This window comes from Dyella sp. Tek66A03 (assembly GCF_052567735.1).
In genome coordinates this window covers 1,973,813-1,991,032 of record NZ_CP199584.1, presented here as the reverse complement: position 1 = coordinate 1,991,032, position 17,220 = coordinate 1,973,813, and the positions used below count along the sequence as shown (strand labels likewise).

At 64.1% G+C, this 17,220-nt stretch carries 13 protein-coding genes; 8 read left to right on the top strand and 5 right to left on the bottom strand.

Going from position 1 to position 17,220, the window contains the following annotated elements; translation table 11 throughout:
- Window positions 1-29: 29 nt before the first annotated feature.
- Together ACT01B_RS08850 and ACT01B_RS08845 are read left to right on the top strand one after the other, a co-directional pair.
- Window positions 30-1,688: a ShlB/FhaC/HecB family hemolysin secretion/activation protein gene (locus tag ACT01B_RS08850; RefSeq protein ID WP_445146981.1), complete on the top strand. Its 1,659-nt coding sequence runs from the start codon at window positions 30-32 to the stop codon at window positions 1,686-1,688.
- A gap of 193 nt (window positions 1,689-1,881) precedes the next feature.
- Entirely contained in the window at window positions 1,882-2,436 is a 555-nt protein-coding gene (locus ACT01B_RS08845; RefSeq protein WP_445146980.1) for a hypothetical protein, read from the top strand.
- Window positions 2,437-2,445: 9 nt separating this feature from the next.
- Here the strand turns inward: ACT01B_RS08845 and ACT01B_RS08840 are convergent, their stop codons facing one another.
- From ACT01B_RS08840 to ispG, 4 genes are all read right to left on the bottom strand, one after another.
- Window positions 2,446-3,264, bottom strand: a complete 819-nt coding sequence (locus tag ACT01B_RS08840; protein ID WP_445146979.1) for an HD-GYP domain-containing protein — start codon at window positions 3,262-3,264, stop codon at window positions 2,446-2,448.
- A gap of 113 nt (window positions 3,265-3,377) precedes the next feature.
- Window positions 3,378-3,671: a DUF1905 domain-containing protein gene (locus tag ACT01B_RS08835; RefSeq protein ID WP_445146978.1), complete on the bottom strand. Its 294-nt coding sequence runs from the start codon at window positions 3,669-3,671 to the stop codon at window positions 3,378-3,380.
- Between the two features lie 286 nt (window positions 3,672-3,957).
- Window positions 3,958-4,638 carry a class I SAM-dependent methyltransferase gene (locus ACT01B_RS08830; RefSeq protein WP_445146977.1) on the bottom strand — a complete coding sequence of 227 codons (681 nt, stop codon included), beginning with the start codon at window positions 4,636-4,638 and terminating at the stop codon, window positions 3,958-3,960.
- The gene (ispG, locus tag ACT01B_RS08825; RefSeq protein ID WP_445146976.1) at window positions 4,639-5,886 is read right to left on the bottom strand and encodes a flavodoxin-dependent (E)-4-hydroxy-3-methylbut-2-enyl-diphosphate synthase; all 1,248 of its coding nucleotides are present in this window, start codon (window positions 5,884-5,886) and stop codon (window positions 4,639-4,641) included.
- A gap of 208 nt (window positions 5,887-6,094) precedes the next feature.
- Between ispG and ACT01B_RS08820 the strand changes: the two genes are divergently transcribed.
- A complete protein-coding gene (locus ACT01B_RS08820; RefSeq protein ID WP_445146975.1) occupies window positions 6,095-6,835 on the top strand; it encodes a helix-turn-helix domain-containing protein in 741 nt (246 codons plus the stop codon).
- 82 nt (window positions 6,836-6,917) lie between these two features.
- Here the strand turns inward: ACT01B_RS08820 and ACT01B_RS08815 are convergent, their stop codons facing one another.
- Complete coding sequence (locus ACT01B_RS08815; protein ID WP_445146974.1) at window positions 6,918-8,873, bottom strand: acetyl-CoA hydrolase/transferase C-terminal domain-containing protein; 1,956 nt, start codon at window positions 8,871-8,873, stop codon at window positions 6,918-6,920.
- A 102-nt stretch (window positions 8,874-8,975) separates the two neighbouring features.
- Here ACT01B_RS08815 and ACT01B_RS08810 point away from each other — a divergent pair, with 102 nt between their 5' ends.
- The 5 genes from ACT01B_RS08810 to ACT01B_RS08790 all read left to right on the top strand — a co-directional run bounded on the left by ACT01B_RS08810 (window position 8,976) and on the right by ACT01B_RS08790 (window position 17,202).
- Window positions 8,976-10,454, top strand: coding sequence for a phospholipase D-like domain-containing protein (locus ACT01B_RS08810; protein ID WP_445146973.1), 1,479 nt, complete (start codon window positions 8,976-8,978; stop codon window positions 10,452-10,454).
- A gap of 127 nt (window positions 10,455-10,581) precedes the next feature.
- Complete coding sequence (xseA, locus tag ACT01B_RS08805) at window positions 10,582-11,976, top strand: exodeoxyribonuclease VII large subunit (RefSeq protein WP_445146972.1); 1,395 nt, start codon at window positions 10,582-10,584, stop codon at window positions 11,974-11,976.
- 290 nt (window positions 11,977-12,266) lie between these two features.
- A complete protein-coding gene (locus ACT01B_RS08800; RefSeq protein WP_445146971.1) occupies window positions 12,267-13,697 on the top strand; it encodes an aldehyde dehydrogenase family protein in 1,431 nt (476 codons plus the stop codon).
- A 239-nt stretch (window positions 13,698-13,936) separates the two neighbouring features.
- The gene (locus ACT01B_RS08795) at window positions 13,937-16,357 is read left to right on the top strand and encodes a DEAD/DEAH box helicase (RefSeq protein ID WP_445146970.1); all 2,421 of its coding nucleotides are present in this window, start codon (window positions 13,937-13,939) and stop codon (window positions 16,355-16,357) included.
- Window positions 16,358-16,548: 191 nt separating this feature from the next.
- The gene (locus tag ACT01B_RS08790; RefSeq protein ID WP_445146969.1) at window positions 16,549-17,202 is read left to right on the top strand and encodes a ribonuclease H-like domain-containing protein; all 654 of its coding nucleotides are present in this window, start codon (window positions 16,549-16,551) and stop codon (window positions 17,200-17,202) included.
- The last annotated feature ends 18 nt before the right edge of the window (window positions 17,203-17,220 follow it).

The window sequence follows — 17,220 nt, the reverse complement described above, 5'->3', positions numbered from 1 at the left end:
CTACGACTACACGCATTACGCAGTTGTGCATGGCCTTATCATTCGCCGCAAGCGTAGGCGCGGCGCATGCACAGGTTCGAGTCACTCCGCCACCCAACAGCGGCCAGATCCTGCAGGAAATACCCAGGCCCAAGACCCAGGCGCCTCCGTCGACGCTGGGATTGACCGTCGAGCAAGCGAAGCCGAGCAACGCCGACAACACGACGACATTTACCGTCAGCACGATCGAGATTACCGGCAACACCGAGCTTCCCACTGACACGCTGCACGCGTTGGTCGCATCGGGCGAAGGGAAGAACTTGACGCTCAGGGATCTCAACACGCTGGCCGAACGCATTAGCGATGCCTACCACAGGCACGGCTATCCCCTGGCGACCGCTTATGTGCCGGCCCAGACGATCAAGAATGGCGTGGTGCGCATCGATGTGGCCGAGGCGCGGTACGGCGCGATTACGCTGAATAACCAGAGCACGGTGTCCAATCGTCTTCTCTATGCCACGCTGTCTCCGTTGCAGTCGGGCCAGCCCGTCACCCAGTTCACGCTCGAACGAAGCCTGCTGTTGCTAAATGACATTCCGGGCGCGCTTGCGAACTCCACCCTTCGGCCGGGAGAGCAGGTGGGTACGTCCGACTTGCTGGTCGATGTCACTGCGCAACCTCGCTACACGGGCGAGGTCGGGCTGGACAACTTTGGCAACAAATACACTGACGCGGTGCGAGCCAATGGCGCCTTCTCCGTCAACGGACTGTTTCATCAGGGCGACCTGCTCAACCTGAGTGCGGTGACCTCGGGCAGCGGGATGCGCTACGGTCGTATCGACTATCGCTATACGCTAAACGGCCAGGGCACCACGCTCGGCGTGGCAGTTTCCGGCCTCGACTATCGTCTCAAGGGCGACCTCTCCGACCTGGATGGGCATGGTAATGCCCAGGTCGCCAGCGTGGTGCTGGCACAACCGCTGATTCGAAACACCAGGGGCAACCTCTATGTCCAGGTCGAATTCGATCATCGCAGGCTTAACGACGACATCGATATCGTAGGCATCGAGAACCGTCGCCATACCAACAATTGGACCGCGACGCTTGCCGGCGACCAAGTGGATTCAACGGGCGTCAGCAATCTACGCCTGGCCGTCACCTATGGTCACCTATACACGGACAACCTGCAGACTGAATTCATCGATGCGATCGGTGCTCGCACCGCAGGAAGCTTTACCAAGGCCACTCTTTCGCTATCGCGCCTGCAGCAAATCAACCCGACGAATGCGTTCTATTTTGGCTTTTCGGCCCAGGGTACGAACAAGAACCTCGACACGTCCGAACAGCTCTACCTGGGTGGGCCGGACAGCGTGCGCGGCTACGACGTTGGTGTGCTTGCCGGCGCGCAAGGTAACCTTGGCACGATCGAGTTCCGCCACGACACGACGTTCGCCCTCATTCCCGGCGCCTGGCAATTTGCCATCTTCGTCGACAGCGGTCGCGTCCAGCCCTACAAGGACACGTTCTTACCAGGGCCCAACAGCGCGCGAATGAGCAGCGCCGGCCTCGGCGTCCACTGGTCGGGGCCGAACAGCTGGCTGATCAGCGCAAGCGTGGCGGACCCGATCGGCAACAAGCCCGAGCTGCTGGGTCCGAACGCAAGCACGTCGGCACATGTCTGGGTCGAGCTGCGCAAGGGGTTCTACTGAGCGCTCGCGCCGAAGCGCCAAGGCTCGCGCACCCGCTAGTTTTTCCGCCCAGGGCTAGCCCGTCCGCCAAAGCCCCTCCTTCGCACGCCCCTACTCAAGGCCTTCCGGCCCCGGCCGATGCAGTGCACGTGGGATCAGATCCTGGCGACGTCGCCAGGATCCCTCCCGCGCACTCCACTGAATCGAGCGCCGCATGAGTATTCGCCTGCCCGTCGTCCTTCTGATTGCGCTATGCGTGCTCCCCCTTAGGGCCGCGGCATCCGATACCGCCCCAGCGACAGCAGCCGACGCGCAGCCTGATCAAGGGTCTCTTTGCATGTCCGCCCACGCAGGCGGATGCGGCGCGAGGGAGATTCAGGCGGAGGGATCAACCGCCGATGCCCGGTTCGTGCATTGCGATCTCCACAGTGCGTCTTTCAGCCGCTGCCTTGCCAGCGCAGCTCCCAACGTCGTCCGACGCGACCCCAACAAGCCGGCAGCGGTGGCCGCGTTCAAGATCAGCGTGAAGGATGATGTGACCGGCGCCGTCACTGACACGACCGTGCTCGCCGCCACGAGCACCGATATCGCGGACGCCATAGGCGCCATGCATTTCTCGCTCAAGACGCAAGTCGAGGACGACGGCGGCGCCCTGGTTGGATTTCGCTTCAGCCGTGACGGCGAAGTCTCCGGCTCGAAAGACTTCAGGATCGGCGACACGCACAGCATCGCACTGGACCACACGACCGTGACCATTGCGCGCCTGTAGCCACCGTTGTCAGCTCAGTGCTGCGCCTTCAACGCCGATGGCCTTCATGTCGTCGTAATGCTCCAGAAACAAGCCCACGATCTGGGGATCGAGCTGACTGCCGGCGACATTGCGCAGGTAGTCCAGTACTTCGTGCTCGGGCCAGGCGGCCTTGTAGACGCGCGGATAGCTCAATGCATCCCAGACGTCGACCACGCTGAAGATGCGCGCCGCCAAAGGGATCTCTTCACCACTCAGGCCACGCGGATAGCCGGTGCCGTCCCAGCGCTCATGGTGTGAATAGGGAATGTCGACGGCTGGGCGCAGGAATGCCGTACGCATCAGCAAGTCCCGCCCCAGCGTGGTGTGCGTACGCATAAGCGTCGTCTCGTCCGCGTCCAGCGGGCCAGGCTTGATCAGGATCGCGTCAGGCAGGGCCAGCTTGCCGATGTCATGCAGCAAGGCACCGAACCGCACGTGGCGTAACGCATCGCCCTCGAGGCCTACGCGACGCGCCAACGCCACCGTCATGCGCATCACGCGCTCGGAATGATCGCTGGTTTCCTTGTGGCGGATGTCCATCGCCGACACTAGGGCGCGCAACGATTGCTCATTGCCGTTGAGCAGCATGTGATTGAGGCTGTCCAGGCGCCGCATATCGCGCCCGATCAACCAGTACAGGAGCATGCCGGTACCCAGTACAAAAAGGCAGGCCTTGACGCTGTGCAACACGCTCAACATGTGCGGGTCATGCACCAGCGCATAGAGCACGCGATCGGAAAACACGATCCACAACCATGCGGCCACCACGTAGATGAGTACGGTGCGAATTTGTGGCTTGATCGTCATCTTTAACTCGCGCCGACTAACGTCCTGACGCATCACCTCAGACTCTGGATGCCGGGGCGAGCATACCCTTGAGCATGCGCTTTGGCAGCTTGGGTAGCGTGTTGTACGTCACATCAAATCTCTTCGGGCTCGATTAGCACGTCGACCAGTTGCCCGGCGCCCAGGCCTGCCGCGGCAAACAACGCTTCGTCCAGCAACAGCCAGAACGCGCCGGCACGCTCGACCACGGCGCCCTGGAAGCTCTGTCCATTGAGGCTGCCGCGGACACGGTGGCCATGGCCGCATTTCCACAGCGGCCGCGCCGGCGTGGACCACTGGCTCACCGGATCGAACGGCAAAGGCACAAGCCGTTGGTTTGGATCACTGTGCACGGCGGCACGAAATGCCACGGCGCGATGCCTGCCCATCCCCTGTCTCCCTTTAGAGCCTGTCTAAAGTCTCTGCCTGGCCCGCGTTGAGTGGGTGTGCCCGCCAGGGAGTGGGGCGTGGCGCAGCGCCTGACTGGCCGTCAGGTCCAGCCGCGCACCGCTTCCTGGTGGGCACACCCACTCAACCCTCCGGGCCGGGTCTGTTTGCCCACCATTCTGCGTCATCACTCGATCATGTATCGACATACACTCTCTCGTTCTTCCTTGACTGGCGAGCAAACAGCTCCCGGCGCGGGCCAGGCAGAGACTTTAGACAGGCTCTTAGCTACCCCGCCATGAAGATAACGGAGGCGGGGCGTCCAGTGCGAGGGTGTAGCGGCTCATCGATACGGATGAGTTCCAGGCCGGCCGTCCTGAACGCAGTCAGCCAGCCGCCTAGCGTGCGGAAGTACCAGGGTGCCGGCTTACCGAAACCCTCACCGCAACCGTCCCAGGAGCCATCGCGCCAGCCATCGCTATAGGGCTCCGCGGCTGCGAGCGCCAGAGGATGCAGGGTTTGCACCAGCAAGACGCCGCCAGTTTCGAGCAAGGTTGGCACGGCCGCCAGCAGATCGCCTACGGACGCCTCGCCCAGCAGGGAGAAATTGCATACGACCACATCGGCGCGTTCTTGCAGCGCGCCGCCAGTCACTTCTGCGTAGGACAGCAGGCGAAAGTCGCCGCCACCTTGTGACCGGGCAGCCTCGACCAGGGATGGCACCGCGTCCACACCGACCACCGCCACACCCGCGCCTACCAGGGCACGCGCCAACCAGCCCTCGCCGCAGCCCAGGTCGATGACCTTGCGCGGCGAGCGCGACAGCACCGCATCCACGATGGCCTGGTCGGTGACGAGCCGACGGCTCTCGATGCGCCGGTCGCGCACGGCGCGTTCCCACGCCGGCGCATTCATCTCCCAGGCGTCGAGGATTTGCAGTTCGTTCGACGTGGTCGTGATGGCTGGCACTCAGCCGGCGCGGCTGGTGTATTTGTTGGCGACGTAGCGGTCGAGAATGCCGATGAATTCGCTGGCGATGTTGTCGCCGCGCAAGGTCATGGCCTTTTCGCCATCGATAAACACCGGGGCGGACGGTGCCTCGCCATTGCCAGGCAAGGAAATACCGATGTTGGCGTGCTTGGACTCGCCTGGACCGTTGACCACGCAGCCCATCACGGCCAGCGTCAGATTCTCCACGCCGTCGTACTGCACGCGCCACAAGGGCATCTGCTCACGCACATGCGTCTGCACGGTACGCGCCAGCACCTGGAAGAATTCGCTGGTGGTGCGTCCGCAACCCGGGCAAGCGGTGACCAGTGGCGTGAACGCGCGCAAGCCCATGGTCTGCAACAGCTCCTGCGCCACGATCACTTCGCCGGTGCGCGAGGCGCCAGGCTCCGGCGTCAACGAGATGCGGATGGTGTCGCCGATACCTTCCTGCAACAGCACCGCCAGCGCGGCGGACGATGCGGTAATACCCTTCGAGCCCATGCCAGCCTCGGTAAGGCCCAGGTGCAAGGCGTAGTCGCAGCGACCGGCGATATCGCGATACACCGCGATCAACTCCTGCACGCCGGACACCTTGCACGAGAGAATGATGCGCTCGCGTGGCAGGCCGATCTCTTCCGCGCGGTGCGCCGAGTCCAGCGCCGAACGAATCAAGGCTTCACGGGCCACGTGCGAGGCGTCCCAGGGCTCGGCGCGCTGGTGATTCTCGTCCATCAGCATGGCCACCATGCTCTGGTCGAGCGAACCCCAGTTGGCGCCGATGCGCACCGGCTTGTCGTAGCGCAGCGCCATCTCGATGATCGAGGCGAACTGGCTGTCCTTCTTCTTGCCGAAACCGACATTGCCGGGATTGATGCGGTACTTCGCCAGCGCCTCGGCGCAGGCCGGCTCCGCTTCCAGCAGCTGATGGCCGTTGTAGTGGAAGTCGCCGATGATCGGCACATCCACGCCCATCATCTCCAGCTTCTCGCGGATACGCGGCACCGCCGCGGCGGCCGCCGGCGTGTTCACCGTGATGCGCACCAGCTCCGAACCGGCGCGCGCCAGCTCGGCAATCTGCTTGGCCGTGCTGGTCGGGTCCTCGGTATCGGTGTTGGTCATCGACTGCACCACGATGGGTGCGCCGCCGCCAACGGTGATCTTGCCAATCTTGACGCCCACGCTGGGTCGACGCTGGGCGGTACGCGGAGAGGAAGATGTGTCACTCATGAAATAGGTCGATCAGGCACCAAGGCCGCAAGCATGATGCGGCGACCGCTAGAGGATACCCGAACGGCAACACACACCCTAGGGTTCATGAAAAACCTCGAAACCCCGTCAAATCGTGCGGCAAAACCGCGCACAAGGCTCCGTTCCCATCGTCAACGTGGATGATGGAAGCCTGGAAACCAGCCCGGAAAAGGAAGCCTGAACTGTCATGTTCCATACATACTCCCCCCAGAACCCCGTCACCCGTATGACGCCCTCCCCCTCGTGCGCCGGCTGTGGTCATGCCCCCGTCTGCCAAGCCAGCGGCTACGACCGGCCGGAGCTATCCGGACTGCGCCATATTGCCGAGCGCATCGGCCCGTTGCGTACGGGCGAGTACCTGTACCGACCGCTGTCGCCCTTCCGCGCCATCTACGCCGTGCAGACAGGCATGGCCAAGACGGTGGCGGTGGATGTGTCGGGGCGTGAACAGGTGCTGGCGTTCCATCTGCCTGGCGAATTGATCGGGCTGGACGCGGTGGACCGCGAGCTGCACGACAATGCGGTGGTAGCGCTCGGCAAGACCCAATTCTGTCGCTTCCCCTTCAACGCCATACGCCAGATCGCCGCGGAACAGACCGATGTGCCCTGGCACCTGATGCACGCGGCCAGCCACCGCATCTCGCATTTGCAGCTGAGCGGCGGCAACTACCTGGCGGAAGAGCGCTTCGCCGCCTTCCTGGCCGACATGCGCGATCGCCGCGCCACCTTGGGTCTATCCACGGACCACTTGCCGCTACCAATGTCACGCGCCGATATCGGCAATCATCTGCGCCTGACCACCGAAACGGTAAGTCGCCTGCTGGGCCGATTCCGCCAGCGCGGCCTGATCCAGCTCGACCGGCACGGCCTGAACCTGCTCGACCTGCCAGGCCTGCGCGAGCTTGGTCAGTCGCTGTTGCTACATTGAGGGAGGCCTGACCCAGCAACGGCCCGAATAGCCCGTCATTCCAGCGAACGCTGGGATGACGAGAAAAAACAGCCGAACAGCGCTAACCCGACGCCGGGTGGACACGCCGCAACGCGGCCGCCATCAGACGTCGGAGCAGGCGTTCACGCAGGCCACTGGGCTGGGCCAGGCTCATGCGTTCCAGCGCTTCGTTCTCGCCATCGACCGCAGCGCCTGGCCGCATCAGCGCCCCCACGATGCCGAGCTTGCCGCGCCAGGTTCCGCTTGCCGCCTGCAGCCACTTGAGCGCAGGCAACAAGCGTTGCTCCACCTCGGTAAAGTCACTGCCGAACGGGAACGCCGGCAGCAGGCCCTTGCGCTGCCATGGCGCCAAGGCCTCGCGCAGAAATTCAGGTCGGTTGTTGCGCCAGCGTTCGGGAATCTGGAAGTCCGCTGCCAGCTTGCCGTGCGACTTGGCCTCCGCACAAAGCGCATCGAGAAAGCGCGCATCGCTGATCGCCAGCATCGCCTCGATGCATTCGCTATCGGTCTTGCCGCGCAGATCGGCCACACCGTACTCGGTGACATACATGTCGCGCAGGTGGCGCGGAATGGTGGTGTGCGCGTAATTCCAGCGGATATTCGTCTCGACGCCACCGCGACCGTGTCGCGTGGAACGCAACAACAGCACCGAGCGGCCATCGGATAGTTCGTGCGCCATGGCCACGAAGTTGTATTGACCGCCGACGCCACTTACGACCTCGCCATTTTCCAGTCCGTCGGAAACCGCGGAGCCCAACAAGGTGGCCATCATGCAAATATTGAAGAAGCGCGCGCCACGGCGTTGCATGGAGGCGAGCGCCTGATGATCGCCATACAGCTGGTTGACGTTGGAGACGCGGCACATGTCGATGGCATCGGGATCTTCCGATTCAATCGTTGCCAACCAGGCGTAGAGTTCGTGCGAGCCCAGGAAAAACGCGCCCCGGAGGTAGTGGCCGCCCGGTGTTTCAGGCGACAGCCGGCCACAGGAAGCGGCACGCTCAAGCGCGATGTTGTCCCAGGCGCGTCGCTTCAGAATGCCGGCGCGCTGCAGGTGCATGAAGCCATCCATCACCATCTCGCTGGCGCCATACAAGCCGGCCCGAAACGGCGCGAGTCCACCCATGCGTGCGGCCAGCGCATGGGTGCCACCACGCGGATCGAGCGCAACCAGCGCGCGGCGCCATTGCGTATTGTCCTGCTGCCGCAGGCGCAACGCGTAGACCAGCGCATCCGACAGCACGCCAATGCCGATCTGCAGGCAACCGCCATCCTTTACCAACGCGCTGGCATGCAAGCCCAAGGCGTACTCGGTGAGGTCGACCGGCTGGCGTGGCACGGCGAACAGCGGTGGCGATGTTTCGGGACAAAGCTCAAGGTCGAAATAGTCCTGCGTCACCTCAGCATGCCCGCTCATATACGGCAGGTCCGGGTGCACCACTGCCACGCACACGGGCCGTGGCTTGCCGGCCTGCACCACCCGGTCGATGAAATCGAGCGTCAGGTCGGGGTTGCACGAAAGGCTGTAACGCACGCCTTCTGCCGTCTCCCGTCGCGCCACCAACTGCACCAGCAGGTTGATGTCCTGCACAGCGAGATCACGCGCGACATGGGTGTAGTTCTGGCTGATGTAGTTGCGCTGCGCCGTCGTCGAGCCAAGCAGTGCGCCCGATTGCATGTAGAACTCATGCACGGCCACGTTGGTAGGCAAAGCGTTGCGGGCCTGGTCGACGGCGTACTGCGGGTCCACCGCGTCGGCACCAAAATGTCGCGCTATGAAAGGCCCGCTAAAGCGCCCCTCCAGGCCTGACGCCGGGTGCGGTCGGATAAGCGACAACGCGGTATAGAGCGTTAGCGAACGTGAGGTGTCGGCCGTGGTCAGCCGGTAAAGCGCATTGAGCAGACCATGTGGCTTGCCCAGGCCCAGCGGCGCGGCAACGCGCAGATCGGGCCCCAGCCGTTCGGCAAGGTGGTGCGCACAGGCCTCGGTGTCGGTGTAGCGATGCTCTGGCGACATGGAATGATCATGGCAGAAGGTTTAGGGGAACAACACGGCAGCGTCGTAGCGTCTATTCCTGACACTGTTCGAGTGAACATGATTTGAAGACAGCCGCCGCCTATGGCCTACACTCGCCCCATGACCTCGACGACGCCGCCTGCATCCGCACCCGCCCGTCTACTCGCCGAACAGGCGCTGAGCCGCGCCGCCGGCGCACCCCTGATCGGCGGCAATTCGGTGGACCTGCTTATCGACGCCGCCGCTCACTTCGAGGCGTGGCTCGCCGCCATCCGCAGCGCCAGGAAGCGGGTGCTGCTGGAGAATTACATCGTCCGCGACGACGAGGTGGGACGCGCCTTCCGTGATGCCCTGGTCGAGTGTGCCCAACGCGGCGTGTATGTCGCGGTGATCTACGATTGGCTCGGTTGCAAGGGACAATCCCGCGCCAGTTTCTGGACGCCACTGCGCAACGCCGGCGGCCATGTGCGCTCATTCAATCCGCTACAACTCGGCCATCCGTTCGGCTGGGTCAGTCGCGACCATCGCAAGCTGCTGGTCGTCGATGGCACGCTGGGCTTTCTCTCCGGCGTATGCCTCAGCCAGAAATGGCTGGGGAATGTGCAGCGCAAAGTAGCGCCCTGGCGGGATACCGGCGTCGCCCTGCGCGGGCCGGCGGTGGCCGAACTCGAACATGCTTTCGCGGAAAGCTGGTCCAGTATCGGTACGCCCTTGCCCGAGCTCACTCTACCCGACCCAGCGACACCGGCGGGTTCGGTGGCCTTGCGCGTGATCGCCACGCAGCCCACCACGGCCGGCATGTATCACCTCGACCAGCTGATCGCCGCCATGGCGCGCAGGACGCTGTGGCTTACCGACGCCTATTTCATTGGCGTGGCGCCGTATGTGCAGGCGCTTGCGGCGGCCGCCCGCGATGGCGTGGACGTTCGCTTGCTGGTGCCGGGCAGCAGCGACATCCCGGTGGTGGCCAGCATGTCGCGCTCGGGTTATCGACCGCTGCTCAAGGCGGGTATCCGGGTGTTCGAATGGAACGGCTCGATGCTGCACGCCAAGACCGCGGTGGCCGACGGCCAATGGGCGCGCGTCGGCTCATCCAATCTCAATATCGCCAGCTGGCTGAGCAACCGCGAGATCGACGTGGCGATTGAAGATGCCGGCTTCGCCCAGCGCATGGCCCGGCAGTACGAGCAGGACCTGGGCAACGCGACCGAGATCATGCTGGCCCCACGTCGCTGGAACCCTCGCTCCGATCACGTGCAGAGCAGCTCGGCGCGACCGCCCCGTCCACGCCGCACCGGCGGCAGTTCCGGACGCGCCGCCGCGGGTGCCCTGCGCATTGCCAATACGATGAGCGCGGCGCTGACGGATCGGCGCGTGCTGGGCGACACCTCGACCGGCCCGCTCGTCACCGGCGCCCTGATCCTGACCCTCCTGGCCGTGCTCGAGATCGCCTGGCCCGCCATCCTCGGCTGGCCGCTCGGTCTGCTCTGTGCCTGGTTTGCGCTCAATTTCGGCATGCGTGCCTGGCGCCTGCGCCGACGCCGTCGGCAGCGCGCAGCCGATGCCGACGAAACCGCCTGAGTCCACCACTATCCTTTATATTCAATGGATTATGATGATTGCCTCATGGCTAGACTATGCATCAGCGGGCAAGCGGATGTAATCCAAGCAATACCTGCCTGGTGGTCCGTGCTAGTCTCGCCCCTCCATGCACGCGTCCGACGACTACACGGCTGATCAAGGTGGCGCTCCGCCGCGTCACATCCTGACCCCCAGCTCGCTCAACCGGCTGGTGCGCGATCTGCTGGAAGACGCGTTGCCCCTGATCTGGATCGAGGGTGAGTTGTCCAACGTGGCACGCCCGGCGTCGGGGCATTTGTATTTCACGCTCAAGGACAGTGGCGCCCAGGTGCGCTGCGCAATGTTCCGTCCCAAGAGCGGCTGGCTGAAGTTTCGTCCGGTGGATGGCCTGCACGTCCTCGTGCGTGCACGGGTCGGCCTGTATGAGCCGCGCGGGGAATTCCAGCTCGTCGCCGAGCATATGGAACTGGCAGGCGAAGGCGCCTTGCAGCGCGAGTTCGAGCAGCTCAAGGCGCGGCTCGATGCCGAAGGCCTGTTCGACGCCGCCCGCAAGCGTGCCCTGCCCCGTTATGCACGCCGCATTGGCGTCATTACCTCGGCCACCGGCGCCGCCGTCCGCGACGTGCTGAGCGTGATGTCGCGACGCTGGCCGTTGGCCGAGGTGGATGTGTTGCCGGTTCCGGTCCAGGGGCGCGAGGCGCCGCCGGCCATCGTCAACATGCTGCGCAAGGCTTCGGCCAGTGGCCGCTACGATGTGCTGCTGCTGACCCGCGGCGGTGGTTCGCTGGAAGATTTGTGGGCCTTCAACGATGAGCAGGTCGCGCGCGCCATTTACGCCAGCGCCGTTCCGATCGTGTCGGCGGTCGGCCATGAGATCGACTTCAGCATCGCCGATTTCGTCGCCGACTTGCGCGCCCCCACGCCGTCCGCTGCTGCCGAATTGCTGGTACCCGATGCACTTGCATTGCAGCGCCATCTGCAGCAATTGCAACAGCGCCTGATCACGCTGGAGCAGCGCCGGCTGCAATCACGCATTCAGCGCGTCGATCACCTGTTCGCACGCTTGCAGGCACAACGGCCGCAAGCGCGCCTGACCCGCGACCGCGAACGATTGCAACACCTGCAAAGGCGCCTGCTCGGCATCCAGCGTGAACAGGCGCAGAGCCGCCGCGCGACACTGGACCGCGTGCATGCGCGCTTGCTGGCCCAGCATCCGCGCCTGCGTCTCCAACTGCTGCAACGTCGCGTGGCCGAACTGGGACAGCGCCTGCGCCAATCAATGGAACGCCGGCTGGAACGCGATCGCCTGACCCTGCAGCAGGCCGGCCGCGCGATGCATGCGGTCAGTCCGCTCGCCACGCTGGAACGCGGCTACGCCATTCTGTTCGATGCCGAGGGACGTGTGCTTCGCTCGGCGAAGAACGTCCTCGCCGGCACGCCACTGCGCGCTCGCCTCGCTGACGGTGAACTACCACTCTCTGTAGGAGCGCACCCTGTGCGCGACAAACCGACGGAGCCGTGACGCCGTGACGCCCTAGTCGCGCACAGGGTGCGCTCGTACTACGGCAGCCCGTGATCCGTCTCACGCGATTTGAACGATCCATATCGCATCCTGCGCGCCTCGAACCACGGAGCGCGGCACGAAGGCAGCAGTACTGTTCGTCAAGGCGCTGGAAGCGGAGGGCGTGCGCAGCATCGTTCGCGTGCCTGGCGAGGAAAACCTGGACTTGCCCGACTATTCCGACAACCACTCCATCCTCAACGAAGAGATCCGCCGGCTTAGTGTCGCCGCGTGATCGCCCGGAGTTCAGCATGCTCGCCAAAAGCTACCCTTACTACCTCGCCAACCAGCCGCAAACGTCCAAGGAAATGATGGACGTGTTGGACAAGTACACCGGCAAGGTCGCCACGCGCGTGGCCGTGCCGGATGCCAAGGCCACGGAGAAAGCCATCGCCGCCGCGGCAAAGGCCACGGGCCCCATGCGTGACTTCAAACCGTGGGCGCGTCAGCAGGTGTTGCAGCATTGCGCCGATCGCTTTGTGGAGCGCCGCGAGGAATTGGCCTATGCCTTGTGCGTGGAGGCGGGCAAGCCGATCCGCGATTCCGACGGTGAAGTGACGCGCCTGATCGAGACGTTTCGCATCGCCGCCGAAGAGGCGGTGCGCGTCAATGGCGAGACCTTCAATATGGAGATCGCCCAACGCTTGAACGGCTATCACGGCTATACCAAGCGCGTGCCGCTGGGGCCGGTGTCCTTCATCACGCCATTCAACTTCCCGCTGAACCTGGTGGCACACAAGGTGGCTCCCGCGATCGCCGCGGGCTGCCCGTTTGTACTCAAGCCCGCCGAGCGCACACCGATCGGCGCGCTGATCATTGGGGAAATACTCGCCGAGACGGACCTGCCCAAAGGCGCTTTCTCCGTGCTCAACCTCGACGGCAAACATGCCGGCCCGCTGGTGGAAGATCCGCGTTTCAAACTGCTTTCCTTTACCGGCAGCCAGCTAGGCTGGGATCTGAAAACCCGCGCAGGCCACAAGAAGGTCACGCTGGAGTTGGGCGGCAACGCCGCGTGCATCGTCGACTCGGATCAGGGGCCGAAGCTGGACTACGTCATCGAGCGACTGGTCTTCGGAGCGCTCTATCAGTCCGGCCAGAGTTGCATCAGCGTGCAGCGCATCTATGTGCACGAATCCATCTACGACGAAGTGAAGAAGCGCCTGGTCGCCGCTGTCAAGAAACTCAAAGCCGGCGACCCAAAGAAAAAGGACACCTTCCTCGGCCCGATGATCGACGAGGCAGCGGCCGAGCGCCTGCACGGCTGGATCGAGGACGCGCGCAAGGGCGGCGGAAAAGTACTGTGTGGAGGCAAGCGCAATGGCGCCATGCTGGAAGCCACCTTGATGGAAGACGTGCCAACCGATTCCAAGGCCAATCGCATGGAGGCGTTCGGCCCATTTGCCCTGCTCGCGCCTTATCGCAAATTCGATGATGCGGTCGCGATGGTCAACGATTCCGACTTCGGTCTGCAGGCTGGCATCTTTACCGACAGCCTGGACCACGCCATGCGCGCCTGGAATGACCTGGAACAAGGTGGCGTGATCGTCAATGACGTGCCGAGTTTTCGCGTGGACAACATGCCCTACGGTGGCATCAAGCTTTCTGGCATAGGTCGCGAAGGGGTGCGCTACGCCATCGAGGATATGACCGAGCTGCGTCTTATGGTGATGCGGGAGCTTTGAGAGAGCCTCGAATAACCTCCGCACCGGGTCGTTGTGATGGCACGAACGGGACGCATGGTGGGAGCGACTTCAGTCGCGACAACCACCTGCACCGATAGCCGCTGTCGCGACTGAAGTCGCCCCCACCAAAGAACCGGCTTTTGGCGGCTCCTCATTGGGGACGGTTTGAATATATCGCCGACTGTCTCAACTATTGAGACAGCCGGCCGTTGCAATGCGGGCTCCGACGGAGCCTGCTGATGAATGCCTTGCCCAACCCCCTGGCCCAACGCGCTCTGCGACAAGACGGGGCGCTCGCCGCACCAGTCAGCGGAGGAGATCAACTGGCCAGGCGGCTCGCGCGGCGATATGGCGACCGCATCACCGGCGCCTTCGTTTTGCCAGGCAGGGAGGGAGACTACGCTCCGCTTCCGGCGGATATGCCGGCACCGCTGATGGATGCCTTGCGCGCTCGTGGCGTCGACCGGCTCTACGCCCACCAGGCCCAAGCCTGGCAGGCGACCGCGGCGGGAGAGCACGTCGTCGTCGCCACGCCCACGGCCTCCGGCAAATCCCTGTGCTACACGCTGCCGGTGATCAGCGCCGCCATCCAGCAACAATCCAAGGCGCTGTTTCTCTTCCCGACCAAGGCACTGGCGCAGGATCAGGTGGCCGAACTGCTGGAGCTCAACCAGGCAGGTTCCCTGGGCGTCAAGGCTTTCACTTTCGACGGTGACACGCCCGGCGATGCGCGCCAGGCCATCCGCCTGCATGGCGACATCGTGGTGAGCAATCCGGACATGCTGCATCAGGCGATCCTGCCGCATCACACGAAATGGGCGCAGTTCTTCGAGAACCTGCGCTTCGTGGTGATCGACGAGGTGCATACCTATCGCGGCGTATTCGGTTCCCACGTGGCCAATGTGCTGCGGCGTTTGCAGCGCGTATGCGCGTTCTACGGCGTCTCGCCGCAATTCATCCTGTGCTCGGCCACCATCGGCAATCCGGCCGAGCACGCCAGCGCACTGATCGAACAGCCCGTCACCGCGATTACCGAAAGCGGCGCGCCGGTGGGCGAGAAACATGTCCTGCTGTGGAATCCGCCGGTGGTGAACGCGGACCTCGGTCTACGCGCCTCGGCGCGATCGCAGTCCAACCGCATTGCCCGCACGGCCATCCGCGCTGGACTGAAAACGCTGGTCTTTGCGCAATCGCGCCTGATGGTCGAGGTGCTGACGAAGTATCTGAAGGACGTCTTCGATAGCGACCCACGCAAGCCGGCGCGCATTCGCGCGTATCGAGGCGGCTATCTGCCCACCGAACGCCGTGCGGCGGAACGCGAGATGCGCGCCGGTCAAGTGGACGGCATCGTGAGCACGTCGGCGCTTGAGCTTGGCGTGGACATCGGCGCGCTTGACGTGGTGGTACTCAACGGTTACCCAGGCAGCGTGGCCGCCACCTGGCAGCGCTTCGGGCGTGCCGGACGGCGGCAACAGGCTTCGCTCGGCGTGCTGGTAGCGAGCAGCGACCCGCTGGACCAATACCTCGTGCGTCATCCCGAATTCTTCCAGGGCGCATCGCCGGAACATGCGCGCATTGCGCCGGACCAGCCGCTGATCCTGCTTGACCATATTCGCTGCGCGGCGTTCGAGCTCCCCTTCGATGGCGGTGAACGCTTCGGCCCCCAGGACGCCACGCCGTGGCTGCAAGTCCTGGCCGAAGAAGGTGTCCTGCATCAGGAGGATGCCCGCTTCGAATGGATTGCCGACAGCTATCCGGCCAACGCCGTTTCCCTGCGCTCGGTGGCGGATGGCAACTTCGTCGTTGTGGACCGCACGAATGGAAGGCAGACCATCGTGGCCGAGGTCGACTTCAGCGCGGCCGCGCTGACCTTGTACGAGGGCGCCATCCACATGATCCAGTCCGTGCCGTACCAGGTGGAACGCCTGGATTGGACCGGGCGCAAGGCCTATGTCACCCGCACCAATGTCGATTACTACACGGATGCCATCGACTACACCAAGCTCAAGGTACTCGAGGCCTTCGACAACTCACCGGCCGGTGCGGGCAGTGCGCATCACGGCGAGGTGCATGTGGCGCGGCGCGTGGCCGGCTTCAAGAAGATTCGCTATTACACCCACGAAAATATAGGTTACGGCCCGGTCAACCTGCCGGATCTCGAACTCCACACCACCGCCGTCTGGTGGCAGCTGTCGCAACGCGCACTCGACCAGGCCTTCGACCATCGCCAGCAGGCGCTGGATGGATTCCTCGCTGCGGCGCATGCCTTGCACATTGTCGCGACCGTGGCCGTGATGGCCGAAGCGCGCGACCTGCAAAAAGCGGTAGGAAGCGGCGACGGCGCCTGGTTCGCCACACCTGATGCCAACGGACGCGCACAAGTGCGCTCCAGCATGGGTGAGCTCGATGCGAGCGCGCACGGACCCTTTATTCCGACGCTTTATCTCTACGACGCCTTCCCCGGCGGTGTCGGCCTGAGCGCGCCGCTGTACGAACGCCGCGAGGACCTGGTGCGGTTGGCGCACGAGTTGGTGGTGCGATGCGATTGTCGCGCCGGCTGCCCGGCCTGCGTGGGACCGGTGCTCGCCGCCGATGAGCAAAACGACACGCCGCTGAAAATGCTGGCGATGCGCGTGCTTCATCTAGTCGTCGCCCTATGAGCGCACTCGCGGACAAACTGCGGGGGCTCCGTCGGCAGGCCGGCGTATCGCCAACGCCGCCTCGTCGCGCCGACCCGCTTCCTGGCGGCTTGAGCCAACTGCTAGCCGTGCGGCAACGCAAGCCCGTGTCGATAGGTCGGCCCGCGGAACCGCAAGTCCTGCCCGGCCATACCATCGCTCCGGGTTTGCAATTGAGCGAAATAAGCGGCGTCTGGCCACCTTCGCCGGCCACCTTCGACGCATCCTTCGCACGCATCAGCGAAAAAATCGAACCGGAACGGCTGCTGCTGTTCGACACGGAAACCACCGGCCTGGCCGGTGGCACAGGTACGCGCGCCTTCATGATCGGCGTGGCCGACTGGCATCAAGGGCTGTTTCGTGAACGCCAGCTGCTTATCACGACCTTGGCGGCCGAGACCGCCATGCTGGACTGTTTCGCGTCCTGGCTGCGACCTGACACGGTACTCGTTAGCTACAACGGCAAGTCCTATGATTCCCCGTTGTTGAAAACGCGTTTTCGATTGCACCAGCGATCCTGCCCGCTGACCGGGCTATTGCATATCGACCTGCTTCACCCCGTACGGCGCCGCTGGCGCGGTGTATGGGAGAACTGTCGCCTCGCCACCGTCGAGCGGCAACTGCTGCAGGTCGTGCGCGAGGACGACCTCCCCGGCGCCGAAGCACCAGCCGCCTGGCTAGGCTTTCTGCGTGGCGGCTCCGCTGCACCGCTGCACCGCGTCGCGCAACACAACAGTCAGGACCTGCGCAGCCTCGGCGGCGTCCTCAACCATCTGGTGATCGACCCGCTTGCGCCCGACGTCGCTGGAACGTGCGCCTTGGGTTGAATGCCGACTCGCTGCAAC